Origin of the sequence: Paraherbaspirillum soli, assembly GCF_042654985.1 — a bacterium.
In the GTDB taxonomy this organism is placed as follows: domain Bacteria; phylum Pseudomonadota; class Gammaproteobacteria; order Burkholderiales; family Burkholderiaceae_D; genus Paraherbaspirillum; species Paraherbaspirillum soli.
The window spans coordinates 19,368-38,045 of record NZ_JBHSMT010000001.1 but is presented as its reverse complement, the minus strand read 5'-3'; the positions used below and the strand labels follow the sequence as shown (position 1 = coordinate 38,045).

The following is an 18,678-nucleotide window of genomic DNA, read 5'->3' as shown; positions in this document are numbered from 1 at the left end:
ACCGGACTCACACATCAAACGCGGAAAAATCATGAACATGACTCCCCAAGAAATTGTCTCTGAACTGGATAAGCACGTAGTCGGCCAGGATCGGGCCAAACGTGCAGTGGCGATTGCGCTGCGCAATCGCTGGCGCCGGCAACAGGTGGCCGAGCCGCTGCGCCATGAAATCACACCCAAGAACATTCTGATGATCGGCCCTACCGGCGTCGGCAAAACCGAGATTGCACGACGCCTGGCCAAGCTGGCCGACGCTCCCTTTATCAAGATCGAAGCGACCAAGTTCACCGAGGTCGGTTATGTCGGCCGCGATGTCGACACCATCATCCGCGACTTGATCGATATCGGCGTCAAACAAACCCGCGAAGCGGAAATGCGCAAGGTGCGCACGCGCGCCGAAGATGCGGCCGAAGACCGCGTGATCGACATCCTGGTGCCGCCGGCGCGCGATTTCGGCTTCCATCCGGAAACCAGCCCCGACAATGACAGCGCCGACAAGGGCAGCAACACCCGCCAGACCTTCCGCAAGCGCTTGCGCGAAGGCAGCCTGGACGATCGCGAGATCGAAATCGAACTGGCGGAAGCGGCAAGCCAAATGGAAATCATGGCGCCGCCCGGCATGGAAGAAATGACCGAGCAGATCAAATCCATGTTTTCCGGAATCGGCAGCAACCGCAAGAAAACCCGCAAGATCAAGATCAAGGAAGCGATGAAAATCCTGATCGAAGAAGAAGCGGCCAAGCTGGTCAACGAAGATGAGCTGAAACAAAAAGCGATCCATAACGTCGAGCAGAACGGCATCGTGTTTCTCGACGAAATCGACAAGATCGCCAACCGCTCCTCGCAGAACGGCGGTGCGGATGTCTCGCGCGCCGGCGTGCAGCGCGACCTGCTGCCATTGGTTGAAGGCACCACTGTCAATACCAAATACGGCATGATCAAGACCGACCACATCCTGTTCATTGCCTCCGGCGCATTCCACCTGGCCAAACCGTCCGACCTGATCCCGGAACTGCAAGGCCGGCTGCCGATCCGGGTCGAGCTCGACTCACTGTCGATCAGCGATTTCGAAAGAATCATGACCGGCACCGACGCTTGCCTGACCAAGCAATACGAAGCGCTGCTGGAAACCGAGGGCGTCAAACTGGAATTTGCCAAAGAAGGGATTCAACGCCTGGCCGAGATCGCCTTTGCCGTCAACGAGAAAACCGAAAACATCGGCGCCCGCCGTCTTTATACGGTGATGGAAAAGCTGCTGGAAGAAATTTCGTTCGAGGCGGCCAATGCCACCGACAAGACCTTCCGGATCGACGCCGCCTACGTCGACCAGCGACTGGGAGCGCTGGTGGTCAACGAGGATTTGTCGCGTTACGTGCTGTAGGTTTTTCGAGGCGCCCTGTAGTCTTGACTATTGATCCTGCGCGCCGCCCCCGGGCGGCGGCAAAGCACCAGGGTCAGGGGGATTGGCCGGCGGCCGCGCCTGCGGACCGGGAAACTGACCCGGAGGCGCTACCGGCGATGATGCCCCGGACTTGGGACGCGCATCCTCAGGCAGCACGACGCGCTTGAGGATGCCGCCTTCCGACAACAAGACATAGGTCTTATGCACTTCCTTGATGCTGGTGCCCGGCTGCACTTCGGCGCCGGCCCTGACCGACTGCGCCGGCTTGCCATCCGCGCTCAAGATGGCAACGCTGTCCGCCGCATCTTTCGCCGCCACCACGCCCAACAACTGATAATTGCTGGCAACCGCTGCCGCCCCGCGGCCGCCGAACAAGCCGCCAGCAGCGGATAAATCGAGTTGCGGCGCCTCTTCCTGCGGCGGCGGCGCAACCGCACGCACTGGCGGCTTGACCAACTGGAGAAACCAGTAGGCGCTGCAAGCGCATAACAGCATGAATAAAATCAAACTGGCGAGACCAGGCAAACGCTTGGTGTGTTTGCCGAGTTTTTTACTGATCATGCGATCCTCTTTATATGCATTTTTATATTTGCGGGACAGAGTTTAAGAGCCACCGTAGCGTGGCGAATTACTCTGTCCCCAACTAATCAGATACGACGTTTAAATTGCAATGAAAAACTATTGCGGACAAAGTTTAATGGTCGCCGCAGCATGCCGAATTACTTTGTCCTCTATTGAATCTCCGACTAACGCACCAACTGGTTGATTTCAATAATCGGCATCAGCACCGCCAGCACAATCAGCAATACCACCACCCCCATCGCCAGGATCAATGCCGGTTCCAGCAAGCCGGCAATGGTCATCGCGCGCCGCTCCAGGTCCTGCTCCTGGGCGCTGGCGGCACGTTCCAGCATGGCCGGCAATTCGCCGGTCACTTCACCGGCACGGATCATATGGATCAGCATCGGCGGAAAATGCTTGTGCGCCGCCAAGGCCCGCGCCAAGCCGATACCCTCGCGGACGCTGGCGGCGGCAGTATCAACCTGCAAGCGCATGGCGACATTGGACAGCGTGTCGCGGCTGGTTTGCAAAGCCTTCAGAATCGGCACGCCGGAGCCGGTAGTGATTGCCAGCGTGCTGGCGAAACGGGCGGTATTCAGGCTGCGTTCGAATTTGCCGTACAAGGGCGCATTCAACAACCAGGTGTGCCAGCGCATTTTGGTGGCAGGATTCTTCAAGGCGGTGCGCCAGGCATAGAACAAGGCGATCACCGCCAGCAGCACCATCCAGCCGTAGTGGCGCACGAAGTCCGAGATCGCCAGCATCATCACCGTCAGCATCGGCAATTTCTGCTTGGTGTTAGCAAATACAGAAACAATCTGCGGCACCACATAGGTCAGCAAAAAGATCACGATGACGAACGCCACCACCGTGACGATGGCCGGATAAGTGAACGCCAGCTTGACCTTCTGCACCAGGGTATTGCGGCGCTCGATGTAATCCGCCAGCCGCGACAAGACCCGCGACAGTTGGCCGATTTGTTCGCCGGAAGCCACCAGCGCCCGATAGATTTCGGCAAAATCGCGCGGATGGCCGGCCAGCGCGGTCGACAGCGATGCACCGCCCATCACGTCCGACCGGATCGAGGCGATCAAGTCGCGCTGGTAGGTGCGTTCGGCCTGCTCCAGCAAGGCCGTCAATGCTTGCTCCAACGGCAGGCTGGCTTCCAGCAAGCTGGCCAGCTGGCGTGTAAACAACGCGATCTCGACCGTCGACAGATGCTCGCCGAAACCGCGCCGCTTCGGATTGCCGGCGGCATCCATCTGGTGCGTAATCGCCTCTACCGTAATCGGCAGCAAACCCTGGGCGCGCAGATCGGCGCGCGCCATTTTGGCGCTGTCGGCGTTGACCACGCCTTTGGTGGTGCTGCCTGCGGCGTTCACCGCTTCGTAACGATATGCTGGCACGCTGCTCCTCGCTTATTCTTTGGTCACGCGCAGCAACTCGGCCTGCGTGGTGACGCCATCCGCCAGCCAGCGCTCGCCGTCCTGGCGCATGGTTTGCATGCCGTTGCGTTGCGCCACCTGCTGGATCTCGGCTTCCGAGGCGCGGTTGTGGATCAGCGACTGGATTTCATCGGTGGCCAGCAACAACTCATACACACCGACCCGCCCGTGATAGCCGGTGTGACCGCATTGTTCGCAACCGACCGCATGCCAGGTTTCGCCGTCGTGACGTCGGCAGTGGGTACATAATTTTCGGACCAGCCGTTGCGCCGCCACCCCCAGCAAGGATGACGACAACAAGAACGGCTCGATCCCCATATCCAGCAAACGCGTGACCGCCGCCGCCGAGTCGTTGGTGTGCAAGGTGGCCAAGACCAGGTGACCGGTCAACGAAGCCTGGACCGCGATCTGGGCTGTTTCCAGGTCGCGGATTTCACCGATCATGATGACGTCCGGATCCTGCCGCAAAATCGCCCGCAGCGCCTTGGCGAAAGTCATGTCGATGCGCGCGTTGACCTGGGTCTGGCCGACCCCGGATAGTTCGTACTCGATCGGATCTTCGACCGTCAGGATATTGGTGGTGCTGGTATTGAGCCGCGACAGCGCGGCGTACAAGGTGGTGGTCTTGCCGGAACCGGTCGGCCCGGTGACCAGCACGATGCCGTGCGGCTGCGCGATCAGACAGTCGAACTGCGGCAGCACCGCGTCACTCATCCCCAGATGCTGCAGGTCGAGGCGGCCGGCTTCCTTGTCCAGCAGCCGCAGCACGGCGCGTTCGCCATGCCCGGTCGGCAAGGTCGAAACCCGGACGTCGACCGGTTTGCCGCCGACCCGCAAGGTAATCCGGCCGTCCTGCGGCAAGCGTTTTTCGGCGATGTCCAGTTGCGCCATGATCTTGATGCGGGAAATCAATGAGGCATGAACGGCTTTCTTCGGACGCACCACGTCGCGCAAGCTGCCGTCGATCCGGAAGCGCACCACCGAAATCTGCTCGAACGGTTCGATATGAATATCCGAAGCACCCTCGCGCAATGCCTGCGTCAGCAGCACATTGATCATCCGGATCACCGGCGCGTCGTCGGACGATTCCAGCAAGTCCTCGATCGCCGGCATGTCTTGCATCAGCTTGGCGAGATCCAGGTCGGATTCGAATTCATCCACCACTTGCGCCGCATCGCCGCCGGCGCCGGCGTAGGCCTGGGCAATCGCGGCATCCAGCTCATCGCGCGCCATCGCGCGCAATTTGACGCGGCCGAAGCGGCGGCTGACTTCCGCAATCGCGCTCGGCTGCGTGACTTCGGAAACCCACAATTCGATCGTGCCGGCCGTACCATCCGCACCTTCGGCATGTTGCGCCAGCAATGAAAAATCGCGGGCAAATGCATACGGCAGCAAGCGTGCGTCTGTCATTCTGAGCTCACTCATTGCGGTTTATCGTTTTGGAACCCTGGCGCAGGCACGGACGCCGGCGGCACTTGTTCCGGCACTGACACGCCTGGCGCACCTGGCTGTTTCGAGCGCAGATCCATGAACGGACCGCCATCTTCCAGACTGCGCGTCACCGCCGAGCCGAAGTCGGTCAGGATGCTCTTGTCCGGCTCGACGCTGATTTGCGCCTTGCGCATGTAATCGTAGCGGTCGGCGACGACGATCCCACTCTGCTCCTTGCTGCGAATCACGGTCGGACGCAGGAATATCATCAGATTGGTCTTGGTGCGGGAACCGGCCTGATATTTGAAGAAATTGCCAATAATCGGGATATCGCCCAGCAGCGGCACTTTCTGGATGCCGTTGTTCTTGGTATCGCCGATCAGTCCGCCCAATACGATCAGCTCGCCGTCGTCCACCACCACATTGGTATCCAGCGAACGCTTGTTGGTGGTCGGCCCGTTACTGCTGGTGGCGACACTGTTGTCGATACTCGATACTTCCTGCGAAATCTCCAGACGCACGGTACCGCCCTCCGAAACATGCGGCTTTACCTTCAACGCAATGCCGACATCCTTGCGGTCGATGGTGGTAAACGGGTTAGGCTGCCCCGTGCCGCCTGTGTTCGCATACGAACCAGTGACAAACGGCACGTTCTGACCGACGACGATTTTGGCTTCCTCATTGTCCAATGTCAGCAGATTAGGCATCGACAGCACGTTGCCGCCGCTGGTGCTGTTCAACGCACTGGCCAACGCGCCCAGGCCGATTTTGCCTGCGATCTGGCGAAATACGCCGATTTGAAGACCGTTGTTAAACGTGGGCACGCTTGGCGTGGTAGCGGCCAAACCAGCCGCCGCACCGAACAGATTACCGCCTTTGATGCCGGAATCCGTGCCGGCAAAACCGGTGCCGCCACCTACCCGGTAGTTGCTGTTTTTGTCGCCGCTCAAGGCCAGCCACTGCACCCCGATCTCGCTCGCCGCCTTGTCCGTCACCTCGACGATCAGCGCTTCGACATAGACCTGCGCGCGCCGGGTATCGAGCTGGTCGATGACCCCGCGTATGTTGCGGTAGACCGGCTCGCTGGCGGTGATGATCAACGTATTGGTGGTTTCGTCGGCCTGGATGAAGCCGGCCGCGCCGCCGCCCGAGGACGACGACGAGCCGCCTGAATAGGTCGAGCTCGACGACGACGCCAATGATGATGGCGTACTTGTACCGGACGTGCTGGCGGCCGAGCTTTGCAGCATGCCGCCCGAGCTGCTGCCGGAAGCAGAGCTGCTAGGCGAGGAGCTAGGGGTCGGCGATGAGGTATCGAACGACACGATCGAACGCAAGGTCTTCGCCAGTTTGCCGGCATCCGCATTTTTCAGGTAAACCACATGCACGTTGCCAACCTGGGCGGTCGGCTGATCGAGCTTGGCAATCAGCGACTTGGCGAGATTGGCGCGGCCGGCGGAAGGCGCGCGGACAATCACGGAATTGGTTCTGGAGTCGGCCAGGATAACGATGCGCGCGCTATCGCCGGCACCCTGCGGGGCGCCACTGGGGTCCAGCAATTTGCTAGCCATCACGGCGATATCGCTAGCCACCGCATGCCGGATCGGTATCACGTCCAGATCGCTGATGGCCGGCACGTCGAGCGCCGCGATCATTTTTCCGAGGCGTTGCAGGTTTTCGGCGTAATCGGTGATGACCAGCGTATTGTTGCCGGGGTTGGCATTGATCGTATTGTTAGGCGAAATCAGCGGCCGCAGCACCGGCAGGATGTTGGTTGCCGACTCATAATTCAGCGAAAAGATTTGCGTCGCAATTTGATCGCCCCGTGCGCTGGATGCCTTGGTCGGCCCCAACTGCAATTTGGCGTCGGCTTCAGGCACAACCTTGACGAAGCCCTCGCTGCGCACCACCGCATAACCTTGCAGGCGCAAGGTCGAGGCCAGCAAATCGAAGGCCTGGGTTTTGCTCAACGCCTTTTCCGACACCAGGGTGATCGTGCCCTTGACGCGCGGATCAATGATGAACGTGGTGTTGGTGTACTGGCCGACCGCCTTGATCACCGATTCGATATCGGCGCCGACAAAATTCATTATCGCCTGACCGTTGGCCAGCTCCGGGGCCGAACCTGAACCTGCTTGTGCTGTCGCCAGGGTCACTATCGACGCAGCGGCCGGCATCACCGGTGCGCCGGCAGCCAGCAAACAGAGTGCGACGGCGCCGGTGGTCCGCCAAGTGCGTGCGTCCAATGCTGGGAATGGTGCGAGGTGCAATTTATTTTTCATGATTTAAACTCTAATCCGATCACATTTTTGCCGTTAATCTGACGACGTTGGCCCAGCAAGCTCAGTAAGGTTGCCAACTTTTCTTCCTGTCCTTCTGCCGCTTGCGCGGTCCCCGAAAACTGTAAATGCCCATTCTGCAAATTGCCGCTGCCGTTCAGCAGCATGGCTCCGCTTAATGTCTCCAGCGTCAGTGTCGCCCGCCGTCCCTGCCAATCCAGGCGCATCCGATAACTGCCCAGCGGATTGACCGGCGACAAGCGCGATGCCATGGCCGTCATATCCAAGGTCATGCCGCCGCGCAGATCGACGCCATCGGCTTGACGCGCCAATTGCAACTGTTGCCAGGTCAGCAGCATCTGCCCCGAGGGTTTCAGCGTATTCAACGGCGCGCCCAAACCAGCCAACCGTTCCGCCGGCAAGCGCAGACTCGCGGGAGTGATGCTCCAGGCGCTCCAGCTGCCGCTAATACTGACCGGCTGCGACAGCACGCTTGGATTTTCCAGGGTCGCCGCCACCCGTCCAACCAACACCAGCGGCGATATGCGCCAGGCAAAGCGTCCCGGCAGCAGCGCCATCACGGCATCCTTGCCGCTCGGTGCCGCGCCGATAAAGGCAGAACCTTGCCATATCGAACCTTGGGCGTCGCCCAGCGTGATGCGGCCGGCGGTTTTGCTTTCCAGCAGCGGCACCAACCATGCCGCAGGAAGAAAAGCCAATACCGTGATCAGCGCGCTCAGGACCGCTGCACCACTCCACGCGGCCCAGATTGCTAACGTCCGCATCAAACGCTTGCCGCCTGGGTTTGGATGAGGGCATGACGGACATTCAGCGCGCGATCGGAAAACCAGGTGCTACTCATGCTTTTGCTGCGACAAGGTCAAACTTGCATTCACCACACCGGCTTGATCCTGCGCGCTGATATTGGCATCCACCAGTTGCCAGTGCGCGCTCTTCTGCGCATCGTCCAGCCAGTCGAGCAAGCCGGCGAACGCGACGCCGGCCAGTTCAACCTTGGCGATATCGCCGCTCAACAGCACGCTTTTCGGATTCAGGCCCTTGCCCTTTAACGCGGTTTCTATCGTCTCTTTGCTGAACACCGGTACCGGCCGCTCCTGCGGCTCGGTCAAAGTCGCGGCCTTGGCTTGCAAGGCTTGCAACTCAACCGCTTGCTGACGCAAACCCGGCAAGCTTTTTTGCAAACGCAAACGGCCGCTCAGCGCCGGATCGATCAATAGCAGGTAGATCAGAGCCAGCAGAACAAATCCCGCGCCCGCGCCCAACAGCGTGCGTTCACGCTGGTTGCGCTGGGCCCACATGGCCGTCAATGGCGCCAGGGCTTTGTCCCTGGCTTGAAGTAGTCCGTTAAATGCTGGCATCACTTGCGACTCCCGATTTGCCATACGCCGGCGGTGGGCTGGGTCAGGGTTAAGCCACTGGCTTCCAAGGCGGGTTTGATCTGGGCGCTGAAGGTATTCGCATCGGCTGCATTTTTCAGACGCACCAGCAAATGGTGGTCGCGGTATTCCAACCCCGCGATGATCCCTTTCTCAGACGTCTGTACCTGCGGCAGCGTCGCCAGCGCCTCGCCAAAATGGGCGGCCAGCGCAATAAAATCGTCTGCCGCGACCTGGCCGTTCTCGCGTTCGGCAAGCGCGATTTTTTGCTTCATCTGGGCGATCGGATCGACCACGACGGTCTCCTTCGGATACGCGGCGCGATAGGTTTTTTGCATGTCCGCGCGCAGGGCATTGCTCTCATGACGCAAGCGCCACCAGTCGTAATTCAGGCTAAAGACGTTCACGCACAACAAGGCCGCAGCCAGCGCTAGCGGCCAGCGCCAGCGGCGCCAGCTGAACTCGGTGCCGGCCGCGCTGGCGGTCAGTCCGCTCATCAAATCGATACCAAGGGTACGGCTCGCTTCCTGCGCCCCGCTCACCCACTGCGACCAGTCGTCGGCCATTATTGTCAGCTGTGCGGCGCTCAGCTGCGCGGGGTCCAGTTCCTGATAGTAGGTCTGGCTGGCCGCAGGCACGTACAGCGTGATCGCTTGCTGCGGCACGATGGCAGCGAGGCCGTCGACGATTTCCTGTGCGGTGGCCTCGGCCGAAGCGCCATATACCGACCAGCCTATCCCCAGATAGCCGGACAGGCGAACGGCGACATTGATATCGCCCTCGTGATCGCTGACCGCGGCCACGGCCACGTCGTCGCGCCAGGGCAGGCACAACTGCGCCGGCAAGGCCTGCAAATTGCGCGCTCCCAGCGTCAATAGCGTCTTGACCAGCAGCTCCAGCCAATCGCGCTGCACCACTGCGATCAGGCGTAAATTATCGGTGGCCTCGTTTTTGGCAGCAGAGCCGCTTACGCGCCGACCGGCGACGATCACGCAATCGAGCGGATCGGAGAGCAGTTGCTCTTCCACCAGGTTGGGCAAGGCCGCTTTCAGTTTGGCGGCCGACAATGGCGGCACCGGCAGCCGCAGCAAGCTCACATCGGCGGCGGCCAGGATCAGCACCACCCGTCCGGCTCCGGCAATCAGTGCGGCCAGGCTCGACAGCGGTTCGCAGCCCTGGCGTTCGATCTTGCCTTGCTCGCCCACCAGCGCGAACAGGCATGCCGGCATCGTCACTGCGGCCGCGCTATCAAGCGTGGCCCGGGAAGGCAGTCGGATAAATAATGTAGTCAAAACGTCTCGCCCATTTTTCTATTGCTCTCTAATCCAAATGACTGTGGTACGACGCTCATCACGATTGATCAAGGACACGGAATCGAGTGCTGCGCGGCCCATGCGGATCTTGCCGTTAACTAAAAAATATTTGGTGGAAAGCGACACCTTGTTCTGATCGCTTGCCTCCGGGAATGACTTGTTAAACAGCTGCGTCATGCGCGCCGCCAAGTTCGCCGAATCCTGAAAAGGCGCCGTCCAGCGACTGCCGACCAGCGTCGCCGCCTCGGCCATGGTCAGCGACTCGAAACGCGCCGCCAGCACTTCCGCCGGCGCAGTATTCACATTGACAGGGGTCGCAACCGGCAGCACCACCACAAAGTCCTTCAATTGGCGCACCATGGCCGGCGTCACGCCTGGCAGCGCCAGCAAATCCTCGGCCTGCAACATCGTCAATTGGCCGTTACCCGGGCCAGTCTTCGACGGTTGCGCGGCAGCCACGGCATCGGCCACGGTTTTAGCCAAGGTCGGCGGCAAACGCAAGTTGATCAGCAGGCGCTTGAAAGCGGCCACTTCAAGCGGATTTTGCACACCCTGGGTACTCAGGTTGCTCAAGTTGTAGCGTGATTGCGCGTCGACAATATTACCAGACAGAATGGCGTCGCCGGCATCGTTGGAGGCCTGTCCCTCCTCCATATATTGATCGAGCCGGGTTTCCGCCAGCGGCGCTGCCCACGCCTCCCTCAAATGATCGATATTCGATTGTTGATTGTGGGTGCGCAGGATCAAGCTGGCCCAATCCAGAGCGCCACGCAAGATCCATTCCTTTTGCAATTGCAGCCGCTGATTCTCGATCGAGCGCACTTGCACCTGCTGTTGCCAGAACAAACTGGCCACGATCGTCACCGCCAGGGTGGTCAGCAGCAGTGCGGTGACCACCGCGACGCCACGCTGCCTGGATCGGATCGGGGCCGGCGTTCTCATGCCGCCCCCAGCAAAAATGCTTTCACCATGCTGCCGTCGCGTCCGCGCGGCTGCAGGGACAGTTCCAGACCGGTCCATACGGTTGAGGTATCGCCGGCACCGCCATCGGCATCGGCCGCGCCTGCGGCATCGACGCCGGTCGGACGCCAACCCGGCTGATCTTTTGCCCACAAGCGCATCCGCATCCTGGCAATATCCGATTGCAGCACGACCGCCGGCGTATTCGCAGGGTCATTATCGGCGTCGTTCAGAGCCGCCTGCCACATCCCATCGAGCGTCCGCAAATCGCGCGTCGCCGCCGATTCGCGGCGGGTCAAGACGCCATCGCGCAAGCGGTAGCTGACCACTTGCACCCGGGTAGGCTGTTGTTCGGCAAATACCTGGCGCACCATCAGCAACCGGTCCTGGGTTGCCAGCAGGGATACGTGTTTGGGGATCAGCGTGTCCGGCGCAATTTGCGCGCAATCGCTTTGCAACTGCGCAAACGTCAGTTGCATGCCGCGCGTTTGTTCCAGTTCGGAAGTCAGCGCGACGCGGGCCCGCACAATGCTGTCCAGACCGCGCCAGCCGAGCACCGCGACCAGCGCCAGGATAGTGATAGCAATGATCAGCTCGACCAGGGTAAAGCCGCGGGCGGCGGCCGGCTTGGGTTGACGGGCGCTGGAAACCAGGATTGCTCTAGGGCGCATTCGGCACCACCTGAGCCAGATTGACGATGCGCCGCTGCGGATTGCTGGCGTCGAACACCGAGACTTCGACCCGGCGGAAATGCGGATTCGGCGTGCCTAACACGCGCTCTTCGCACACCAGCTGCAACTCGCCTTGCACACAATTGGACGAGCGAACGCCGACCGCGGGCCATTCGTGCGCCAAGCGAATTTGAGTCAAGCGGTTTTCAGCCGACCAGGTAGCCATCATCGCCGCCCGCAAGCCATTGCTGTTTTGCGTCAGGCTGCCGATAGCGCGCAGGCTGGCGCCGAGCGCGGTACCGACAATCACCAATGCCACCAGCACTTCCAGCAAGGTGAAACCGGCAGCGCTGACGTTGACATTGAGGTTGGCCCCGGACCGAGGCAAGGAAGTGGACGGGATAAGCATCTATTCCACCGAAAAGTGACCGATGCCGTCAGCCCGGATCACCACGCTGGTATCGCCTGCAGCCAGGGTCAGCGCGAAAGGCTTGTCGACCGGTTCGCGGCCAAAAGTGATGCGCAGCACATTCAACTGTCCGCCATCGATAGGCGCCGGGCTGATCGACAAGTGCATCGGCGTGCGTTTGAATTCACGCTCGCGCAGCATGTCGTCCTGCGCCAGCGGTTGCCAGCCGTTTTCTTCGCGCACCAGGAAACGATAATTATTGGCATCGGCTTCGAAAGCGGTCGGCCGATTGCGCAGGATCGCTTCGTCGCGCGTCAATTGCAGCAACAGCGCAATCCGTTGGGCGTCGTTTTGCAGCACCTGATGGTCGCTGCGGAAAGCGCTCAAGGACACCACGCCCAGCGTGATGCCGGCAATCACCACCACCACCAGCAATTCCAGCAGCGTGAAGCCGTGCGCGCGCGCATTCGCCTGCCGCAGATTGCGCTGCGCCGCCATCGCGGACATTACAGATCCCACGAGCCTATATCGGCATCGTTGCCTTCACCGCCGGGCTGCCCGTCCGCGCCATATGAAAACACATCGATTTCGCCTTTGATGCCAGGCGAGAGAAATTGATATGGATTGCCCCACGGGTCTTTCGGCAGTTTGTCGATGTAACCGCCGCTTTTCCAGCCGTTGGCTGCGGGGCCGGTGGTCGGCTTGGTAATGAGCGCCAGCAGCCCTTGCTCGGTGGTCGGGTAGCGTTGATTGTCGAGCTTGTAGAGCTTCAACGACTGCATGATGGTGGCGATGTCCTGGCGCGCGGCCATGATCCGCGCATCGTCGGTACGCCCCATCAGCTTGGGCACAACCAGTGCTGCCAGGATCCCCATAATCACCACTACCACCATGATTTCAATCAGCGTAAAGCCGCGTTGCACGGCAGTCGAAAAACGACGGCGTGCGGATGGGAACATTAAAGTATGCATGTATTTCCTTGTCGAAAAAGCCACTGTTATGTGTAAAAAACGATTATATGCCGCATACGATCGCTCATAACTGAGAAAACGCTGAATTTAGGCTGCTTGGCTTTTGCCAATAAATTGACACGCGGAAATAATACTACTTGTTAACACATTTAACGACATTGCATCGCTATATAAACTTCTATAAGTGGGAATTTGCGCAAGATTTGAGCAAAAGTGGGTTTCAGGCGGCTTCTTCGCGCGGATTACGCGATAGCAAAAGTTCAACCACGGCGTGCAGCGAATCGCCGTCGAACAGCACGCCAGCTACCGCATTGGTAATCGGCATATCGACTCCGCGCTGCCTGGCCAGGGTGCGCACCGCGGCGGCGCAACGCACGCCTTCGGCGACATGACCGAGTTCGGCCACGATGGTGTCCAACTTTTTGCCTTGCGCCAGTCCCAGACCGACTTTGCGATTGCGCGACAGATCGCCGGTGCAGGTCAAAATCAAGTCGCCAACGCCGGACAGGCCCATGAAAGTCTCGCTGCGGCCGCCGAGCGCAATCCCAAGCCGGGTAATTTCCGCCAAGCCGCGCGTGATCAAGGCGGCGCGCGCATTCAGCCCCAGCCCCAAACCATCGGCGACGCCAGTGGCAATCGCCAGGATATTCTTGACAGCGCCGCCGACTTCCACCCCGACCAGATCGTCGGTGGAGTAAACCCGGATATTGCCGCCGTGGACCGCCGCCACTACCCGTTCACTCAGGCCCGGATGGTCGGAAGCGACAGCCAGCGCGCATGGCAACCCACGTGCGACCTCCTGCGCAAAAGACGGGCCGGACAGCGCGCCTGCGGGGATCGCATCGCCCAGCACTTGACGCACGATTTGATGCGGCAACAGGCTGGTTTCCTGTTCAAACCCCTTGCACAACCAGACGATATTGGGCACCGGGCAGGCTTGCAGCTGCTGCGCCAGCGAGCGCAGACCGGCAACTGACGAAGCCACAATCAACAAGCCGTCATCCGCCGCCCCGGCAGCAGTCACATGGCTTATCGCCTGCGAAAAATCGGCGCTGACGGTCAAACCGTCCGGCAATGCGAAACCGGGCAAGTAAGCCGCGTTTTCGCGTTGCGCCGCGGCTGCCGCCATTGCGTCGGGATTGCGCCCCCACAGGAACACCCGATGCCGCGGCGCCAGTGCGATAGCCAGCGCGGTGCCCCAGGCGCCGGCGCCGAGTATCGTAATGCGCATGGGCCTGGATTCGGATGTGAATTGGGGGGCGGATTCAGGGGGCACGGGAAGCTAACAGGAGGATAGTAGGGAAGATTCGGAAACGCTCGCCTGAAAACGCACTGTTACAAGACGAGGATGACAAGGCGAGAGCAAAGTTTTGGCGAGTCCGCCAAGCTCAATCGCCCCACACCTCGGCGCCTTTGACATAACCGCTTTGACCGTCGCGGTGACGCACTTTGATCCAGCCGGATGATGCCGGCTCCAGCAATTCCAGCAGTACGCCCTTGTCGGCGCTGAATGCGACGGCAGCGCCGGCATCTGGATTGACCCGTATTTTGGCGTTGCTGACGCTCACCTGTACATTCCGTTTGGCCACCAAGGCCTTGGACTGCAGCCACGACAAATCGCCGCTGGCATCACGCACTTTGGTCCACTCGCCGTAGGTCAGCACCACTTCAACCGGCATGCCGCGCGGCGCTACCGCTACCCGCCGGCCTTTTTCGGAAGGCGCGTCATACAAGACCGCCGGTGCTGCGCCGACCGCTTTGAAGTCGAGGGCATGCGCCGCACTGACAGGGCCAAGCAAGCTGCCCAACAACAGCGTCATTGGACCGGCTACATGTACGAATTTCATTAATTGGCTCCAATTGTCGGTAGGCCGCAGGTGATCGTAATCCGCGGTAAAACTTGTCTTAAGCAGGGAGAAGTCGTTGCTACCTTCCGTTAGCCCTGCTTCTGTGTTGCAAAAGTTCTTGCTTGCTTTAAGCGCTTAACTTAGTTAGTTGGGGACAGAGTAATTCGCCACGCTGCGGTGGCTCTTAAACTCTGTCCCGCAATTGTTTTTGCTTTCTAGTTGATCGCAGTGGAACCGTCCACCGCGATGCTGTCGCCACTGCCCTTTTGCTGTTGCTCGGCCAGTGCTTGCAGACGCTGCTGGTAAAACACTTCAAAGTTGATTTCAGCCAGGTGGATCGGCGGGAAACCGGCACGGGTGATGGCGTCCGCCAGATTGGCGCGCAGGTAAGGATAGACGATGTTCGGGCAGCCGATGCCGAGCAGCGGGTCGAGTTGCTCGGCCGGGATGTTGCGCAGTTCGAAAATACCGGCTTGCTTGCCTTCGACCAGGAACGCTACCTTGTCCTTGACCTTGGCCGTGACGGTCACGGTGACGGTCGATTCAAAGATGCCTTCAGCCAACGCTTCAGCGCCGACATCGACAGCAACTTCGATTTGCGGAGCATCCTGCTCGAGGAAAATAGCCGGCGAATTCGGTTGCTCCAGCGACAAATCTTTCAGGTAAACGCGTTGAATCTGGAACACGGGTTGTTGTTCAGCTTGTTTATTTTCTTCAGCCATGAAACTCTTTCGGTAAATTTAAAATGAGATGGCGATGATCGCCATCCGTTGATAAAACCAGCAACAAATCTTCAGTAATCGACTGAATCAGGCGCCTTGCAACAGCGGTTCCAGCTTGCCGTCGCGCTCCAATGCGTGTAAATCATCGAAGCCGCCAACATGGGTTTCGCCGATATAAATTTGCGGTACGGTGCGACGTCCGGTCTTTTGCATCATCGTGTCGCGCTGTTGCGGATCGAGGTCGATCCGGATCTTTTCGATCGTCTCGACGCCTTTGGTCTTTAACAATTGCTCGGCGCGGACACAATATGGGCACACTGCGGTGCTATACATTACAACGTGGGCAGTCATTATTTTTCCTTGCATTACTTAAGCCAGATTCACCAGCCGATTATTCCGGCCAGCTTATTTATTTAACGATCGGCAGACCCTGGGTCTGCCAGGCGGCGATCCCGCCGTCGAGGCTGTACGCCTGTGCGAAACCGGCCTTGGCCAGTTGCGTCACTGCCTTCGAGGATTGGATGCCGGTCTGGCACACCACAATCACATTTTTTGCCTTGAACTTGTCCAGTTCAGCGATGCGCTGCGGCAGGTCCTTGAGCGGGATGTTTTTGGCATCGATCAAATGGCCGGCGGCAAAGGCATTGCCTTCACGCACATCCAGCACCAGCGTCTTGCCTTGGTTGATCAGCTGGGTTGCCTGTAAAGTCGTCACTTTGTTGCCACGCTTTTGCAACATGGGCAGCAACAGCGCGCCGCCCGACAAAATTGCCAATCCGAACAGAAAAATATTATCAATCAAGAATTTCACAGTGATCCAATGGTCGTAGTCAATCGCGACATTATAAAATAGAAGCTGAAGCGCCATTCAATTCGCATTAGGCTCCCCTTTTAAAAAACCTTAACGCAGGACAAATCCCCGGCGTCATACGACCCGAGATTGGGACGCATCCTCTTTTTAAAAGACGTCTCAGGGCCGGATTGAGCGCTGACCAGTTTCTTACTTACCTTAGCAAACTCACCATGTATAAAATCGTATTGATGCGCCACGGCGAATCCACCTGGAATCTGGCAAACCGCTTCACCGGCTGGGTCGACGTCGATCTGACTGAAAAAGGCGTGGCGGAAGCACGGCAAGCCGGCAAACTGCTGAAAGAAGCCGGATTCACTTTCGACCTGGCCTACACCTCGGTCCTCAAGCGCGCCATCCGCACCCTGTGGGGCACACTCGACGAGATGGATCTGATGTGGCTGCCGGTCGAGCATCACTGGCGCTTGAACGAACGCCACTACGGCGCATTGCAAGGTTTGAACAAGGCCGAAACCGCCGCCAAATACGGCGATGAACAAGTCATGGTGTGGCGTCGCAGCTACGACACGCCGCCGATGCCGCTGGAGCCGAACGATCCCCGCACTTCCTACGACGACCCGCGCTACGCCGGCCTCCAGCGCGAACAAATCCCGCTCACCGAATGCCTGAAAGACACCGTAGCGCGGGTATTGCCGTGCTGGAATGATGAAATCGCACCGGCCATCCGCAGCGGCAAGCGCATCATCATCTCGGCCCACGGCAACAGCCTGCGCGCGCTGATCAAAATGCTGGACGGCATCAGCGACCAGGATATCGTCGGCCTCAACATCCCCAACGGCCAGCCGCTGGTCTACGAACTGGACGCCGAGCTGAAACCGATCAAGAGCTATTACCTGGGCGACCAGGCCGCGATCGAAGCCGCCATGAACGCGGTCGCCAGCCAGGGGAAAGCGAAATAAATATTTTCCCAGGCAACAAGCTGACCATTTTGACCCAAGGCCGTGCCGAACGCTGCACTAACGCAGCGCTGGCATGGCTATTGTCGCTGGCGCTGGCGGCGGCATTGCCGTTGCCGGCCCAGGCCGCCGCCAAAGTCACCGAGCGCAGCAAACAAAAGCAGGCCGCCGAAGCTGAACGCGCCAACTTGCGCCAGAAGCTGGACGCGCTCAAGCACGACATCGGCCAGACCGAGACCGCCAAAGACGATGCCGCCGACGCCCTGGCCGATTCCGAACAGGCGATTTCCAAAGCCAACCGCTCGCTGCGCGACCTCGGCAATGAACAACAGCAGACTGAAGCCAAGCTGGCGGCATTGGCAAAGAAGCACGACGAACTCAGCAAAACCGTCGCCGCCCAGCAAGCGCAACTGTCCGGCCTGCTCCGCCAGCAATACGTGGCCGGCAACGAAGACCGCATCAAATTGCTGCTGTCGGGCGACAACCCGAACCGCATCAATCGCGACCTGCAATACATGGGCTATGTGTCGCAGGCCCAGGCCCGGCTGCTCGAATCGCTGCGCGCGAACCTGGCGGCGGTGGAAGCCAATCAGACCGAAACCCGGAATGCCAAGGATGACCTGGATGAAATTACCCAGGAACAACGCGACCAGAAAGCCTTGTTAGAGAAAGAAAAAGGCAAGCGCGCCACGCTGCTGACCCAGCTTTCCAGCAAGCTGGCTAGCCAGCGCAAGGAAGTTGGCAACATGCAACGCGACGATCAACGCTTGTCGGGCTTGGTCGACAAGCTCGCGCAACTGATCGAAGAGCAAAAAGCGGCGGAAGCCGCTGCCCGTGAAAAACAACGCCAGGAGCAGCAGGCGAAGGCGCAGGCCCAAGCGCAAGCCGCGCGCGAGCGCCAGCGTGAGCGAGAACAGCAACGTGAACGACAACGCGCGGCATTAGCCAAAAAGCCAGCGCCGCCGGAGCCGCCGCAAAATGCCAGGACGCCGCCCGCCAATCCCGATGCGATAGATGACGATCCCGCGCCATCGACGCCGACGACCATGCCGGCACGCAATGAATTAACGCCGCCAGCCGACACCCGGGATGCCGCCTACGGCGGTCCGTTTGAAGCGCTGCGCGGCCAGCTCAAGCTACCGCTGCGAGGCGACCTGGTGGCGCGCTTCGGCGCCAAACGCGGCGACGGCCCGAGCTGGAAGGGGCTGTTTATCCGCGCGGCGGAAGGGACCGAAGTCAAGGCGGTCGCCACCGGCCGGGTGGTGTTTGCCGACTGGCTGCGCGGTTTCGGCAACCTGATCATCGTCGACCACGGCAACCAGTACATGACGATTTACGGCAATAATCAGGCGCTATTGAAGCGCCCGGGCGATCTGGTAAAGAGCGGCGATGTGATTGCCAATGCAGGGAACAGCGGCGGCAATGAACAATCGGGTTTATACTTCGAAATTCGGCATCAAGGCCGTGCGTTTGACCCACTCGGATGGGTAACTACTAGGTGAA

20 protein-coding genes are annotated in these 18,678 nt (G+C 59.7%); 3 read left to right on the top strand and 17 right to left on the bottom strand.

What is annotated here, in order from left to right; all coding sequences use genetic code 11:
- Positions 1-31: 31 nt before the first annotated feature.
- Positions 32-1,381, top strand: coding sequence for an ATP-dependent protease ATPase subunit HslU (gene hslU, locus ACFPM8_RS00185; protein WP_378993727.1), 1,350 nt, complete (start codon positions 32-34; stop codon positions 1,379-1,381).
- Between the two features lie 27 nt (positions 1,382-1,408).
- On the opposite strand, the gene ACFPM8_RS00180 is transcribed toward hslU, so the two are convergent.
- The 17 genes from ACFPM8_RS00180 to ACFPM8_RS00100 all read right to left on the bottom strand — a co-directional run bounded on the left by ACFPM8_RS00180 (position 1,409) and on the right by ACFPM8_RS00100 (position 16,219).
- Positions 1,409-1,963, bottom strand: a complete 555-nt coding sequence (locus ACFPM8_RS00180) for a type II secretion system protein N (RefSeq protein WP_378993726.1) — start codon at positions 1,961-1,963, stop codon at positions 1,409-1,411.
- 185 nt (positions 1,964-2,148) lie between these two features.
- The gene (gspF, locus tag ACFPM8_RS00175) at positions 2,149-3,369 is read right to left on the bottom strand and encodes a type II secretion system inner membrane protein GspF (protein WP_378993724.1); all 1,221 of its coding nucleotides are present in this window, start codon (positions 3,367-3,369) and stop codon (positions 2,149-2,151) included.
- A 12-nt stretch (positions 3,370-3,381) separates the two neighbouring features.
- Positions 3,382-4,818, bottom strand: a complete 1,437-nt coding sequence (gspE, locus tag ACFPM8_RS00170; RefSeq protein ID WP_378993722.1) for a type II secretion system ATPase GspE — start codon at positions 4,816-4,818, stop codon at positions 3,382-3,384.
- 11 nt (positions 4,819-4,829) lie between these two features.
- On the bottom strand, positions 4,830-7,121 hold the full coding sequence (gene gspD, locus ACFPM8_RS00165; protein ID WP_378993720.1) for a type II secretion system secretin GspD: 2,292 nt from the start codon (positions 7,119-7,121) through the stop codon (positions 4,830-4,832).
- On the bottom strand, positions 7,118-7,903 hold the full coding sequence (locus tag ACFPM8_RS00160) for a type II secretion system protein N (RefSeq protein ID WP_378993718.1): 786 nt from the start codon (positions 7,901-7,903) through the stop codon (positions 7,118-7,120). Before ACFPM8_RS00160 ends, gspD begins: the two co-directional genes overlap by 4 nt.
- Before the next feature lie 69 nt (positions 7,904-7,972).
- Entirely contained in the window at positions 7,973-8,497 is a 525-nt protein-coding gene (gene gspM / locus ACFPM8_RS00155) for a type II secretion system protein GspM (RefSeq protein ID WP_378993716.1), read from the bottom strand.
- Positions 8,497-9,807: a type II secretion system protein GspL gene (gene gspL / locus ACFPM8_RS00150; RefSeq protein ID WP_378993714.1), complete on the bottom strand. Its 1,311-nt coding sequence runs from the start codon at positions 9,805-9,807 to the stop codon at positions 8,497-8,499. Before gspL ends, gspM begins: the two co-directional genes overlap by 1 nt.
- 18 nt (positions 9,808-9,825) lie before the next feature.
- A complete protein-coding gene (gene gspK / locus ACFPM8_RS00145; RefSeq protein ID WP_378993712.1) occupies positions 9,826-10,770 on the bottom strand; it encodes a type II secretion system minor pseudopilin GspK in 945 nt (314 codons plus the stop codon).
- Positions 10,767-11,459 carry a PulJ/GspJ family protein gene (locus tag ACFPM8_RS00140; RefSeq protein WP_378993710.1) on the bottom strand — a complete coding sequence of 231 codons (693 nt, stop codon included), beginning with the start codon at positions 11,457-11,459 and terminating at the stop codon, positions 10,767-10,769. Before ACFPM8_RS00140 ends, gspK begins: the two co-directional genes overlap by 4 nt.
- Positions 11,449-11,868 (bottom strand): type II secretion system minor pseudopilin GspI, encoded by a 420-nt coding sequence (gene gspI / locus ACFPM8_RS00135; protein WP_378993708.1) that lies wholly within the window; start codon positions 11,866-11,868, stop codon positions 11,449-11,451. The genes ACFPM8_RS00140 and gspI overlap by 11 nt, the downstream gene beginning before the upstream one ends.
- The gene (locus tag ACFPM8_RS00130) at positions 11,869-12,366 is read right to left on the bottom strand and encodes a GspH/FimT family pseudopilin (RefSeq protein WP_378993807.1); all 498 of its coding nucleotides are present in this window, start codon (positions 12,364-12,366) and stop codon (positions 11,869-11,871) included.
- Positions 12,367-12,374: 8 nt separating this feature from the next.
- Positions 12,375-12,839, bottom strand: a complete 465-nt coding sequence (gene gspG, locus ACFPM8_RS00125; protein WP_378993706.1) for a type II secretion system major pseudopilin GspG — start codon at positions 12,837-12,839, stop codon at positions 12,375-12,377.
- 220 nt (positions 12,840-13,059) lie between these two features.
- Positions 13,060-14,070, bottom strand: a complete 1,011-nt coding sequence (locus tag ACFPM8_RS00120; protein ID WP_378993704.1) for an NAD(P)H-dependent glycerol-3-phosphate dehydrogenase — start codon at positions 14,068-14,070, stop codon at positions 13,060-13,062.
- Between the two features lie 157 nt (positions 14,071-14,227).
- Positions 14,228-14,686 carry an SH3 domain-containing protein gene (locus ACFPM8_RS00115; RefSeq protein WP_378993702.1) on the bottom strand — a complete coding sequence of 153 codons (459 nt, stop codon included), beginning with the start codon at positions 14,684-14,686 and terminating at the stop codon, positions 14,228-14,230.
- 215 nt (positions 14,687-14,901) lie between these two features.
- Entirely contained in the window at positions 14,902-15,408 is a 507-nt protein-coding gene (gene secB / locus ACFPM8_RS00110; protein WP_378993700.1) for a protein-export chaperone SecB, read from the bottom strand.
- An 87-nt stretch (positions 15,409-15,495) separates the two neighbouring features.
- Positions 15,496-15,759, bottom strand: a complete 264-nt coding sequence (gene grxC, locus ACFPM8_RS00105) for a glutaredoxin 3 (RefSeq protein WP_378993698.1) — start codon at positions 15,757-15,759, stop codon at positions 15,496-15,498.
- A gap of 58 nt (positions 15,760-15,817) precedes the next feature.
- Entirely contained in the window at positions 15,818-16,219 is a 402-nt protein-coding gene (locus ACFPM8_RS00100) for a rhodanese-like domain-containing protein (RefSeq protein WP_378993696.1), read from the bottom strand.
- 212 nt (positions 16,220-16,431) lie between these two features.
- Between ACFPM8_RS00100 and gpmA the strand changes: the two genes are divergently transcribed.
- Together gpmA and ACFPM8_RS00090 are read left to right on the top strand one after the other, a co-directional pair.
- Positions 16,432-17,178 (top strand): 2,3-diphosphoglycerate-dependent phosphoglycerate mutase, encoded by a 747-nt coding sequence (gpmA, locus tag ACFPM8_RS00095; RefSeq protein WP_378993694.1) that lies wholly within the window; start codon positions 16,432-16,434, stop codon positions 17,176-17,178.
- A gap of 68 nt (positions 17,179-17,246) precedes the next feature.
- Complete coding sequence (locus ACFPM8_RS00090) at positions 17,247-18,677, top strand: murein hydrolase activator EnvC family protein (protein WP_378993805.1); 1,431 nt, start codon at positions 17,247-17,249, stop codon at positions 18,675-18,677.
- Position 18,678 lies beyond the last annotated feature (1 nt).

Bases quoted from the DNA above. Each gene is read 5' to 3' on its own strand.
- hslU (WP_378993727.1), top strand. From the start codon at position 32: ATGAACATGACTCCCCAAGAAATTGTCTCTGAACTGGATAAGCACGTA.
- ACFPM8_RS00180 (WP_378993726.1), bottom strand. From the start codon at position 1,963: ATGATCAGTAAAAAACTCGGCAAACACACCAAGCGTTTGCCTGGTCTC.
- gspE (WP_378993722.1), bottom strand. From the start codon at position 4,818: ATGACAGACGCACGCTTGCTGCCGTATGCATTTGCCCGCGATTTTTCA.
- gspD (WP_378993720.1), bottom strand. From the start codon at position 7,121: ATGAAAAATAAATTGCACCTCGCACCATTCCCAGCATTGGACGCACGC.
- ACFPM8_RS00160 (WP_378993718.1), bottom strand. From the start codon at position 7,903: ATGCGGACGTTAGCAATCTGGGCCGCGTGGAGTGGTGCAGCGGTCCTG.
- gspM (WP_378993716.1), bottom strand. From the start codon at position 8,497: ATGCCAGCATTTAACGGACTACTTCAAGCCAGGGACAAAGCCCTGGCG.
- gspK (WP_378993712.1), bottom strand. From the start codon at position 10,770: ATGAGAACGCCGGCCCCGATCCGATCCAGGCAGCGTGGCGTCGCGGTG.
- ACFPM8_RS00140 (WP_378993710.1), bottom strand. From the start codon at position 11,459: ATGCGCCCTAGAGCAATCCTGGTTTCCAGCGCCCGTCAACCCAAGCCG.
- gspI (WP_378993708.1), bottom strand. From the start codon at position 11,868: ATGCTTATCCCGTCCACTTCCTTGCCTCGGTCCGGGGCCAACCTCAAT.
- ACFPM8_RS00130 (WP_378993807.1), bottom strand. From the start codon at position 12,366: ATGGCGGCGCAGCGCAATCTGCGGCAGGCGAATGCGCGCGCGCACGGC.
- gspG (WP_378993706.1), bottom strand. From the start codon at position 12,839: ATGCATACTTTAATGTTCCCATCCGCACGCCGTCGTTTTTCGACTGCC.
- ACFPM8_RS00120 (WP_378993704.1), bottom strand. From the start codon at position 14,070: ATGCGCATTACGATACTCGGCGCCGGCGCCTGGGGCACCGCGCTGGCT.
- ACFPM8_RS00115 (WP_378993702.1), bottom strand. From the start codon at position 14,686: ATGAAATTCGTACATGTAGCCGGTCCAATGACGCTGTTGTTGGGCAGC.
- secB (WP_378993700.1), bottom strand. From the start codon at position 15,408: ATGGCTGAAGAAAATAAACAAGCTGAACAACAACCCGTGTTCCAGATT.
- grxC (WP_378993698.1), bottom strand. From the start codon at position 15,759: ATGACTGCCCACGTTGTAATGTATAGCACCGCAGTGTGCCCATATTGT.
- gpmA (WP_378993694.1), top strand. From the start codon at position 16,432: ATGTATAAAATCGTATTGATGCGCCACGGCGAATCCACCTGGAATCTG.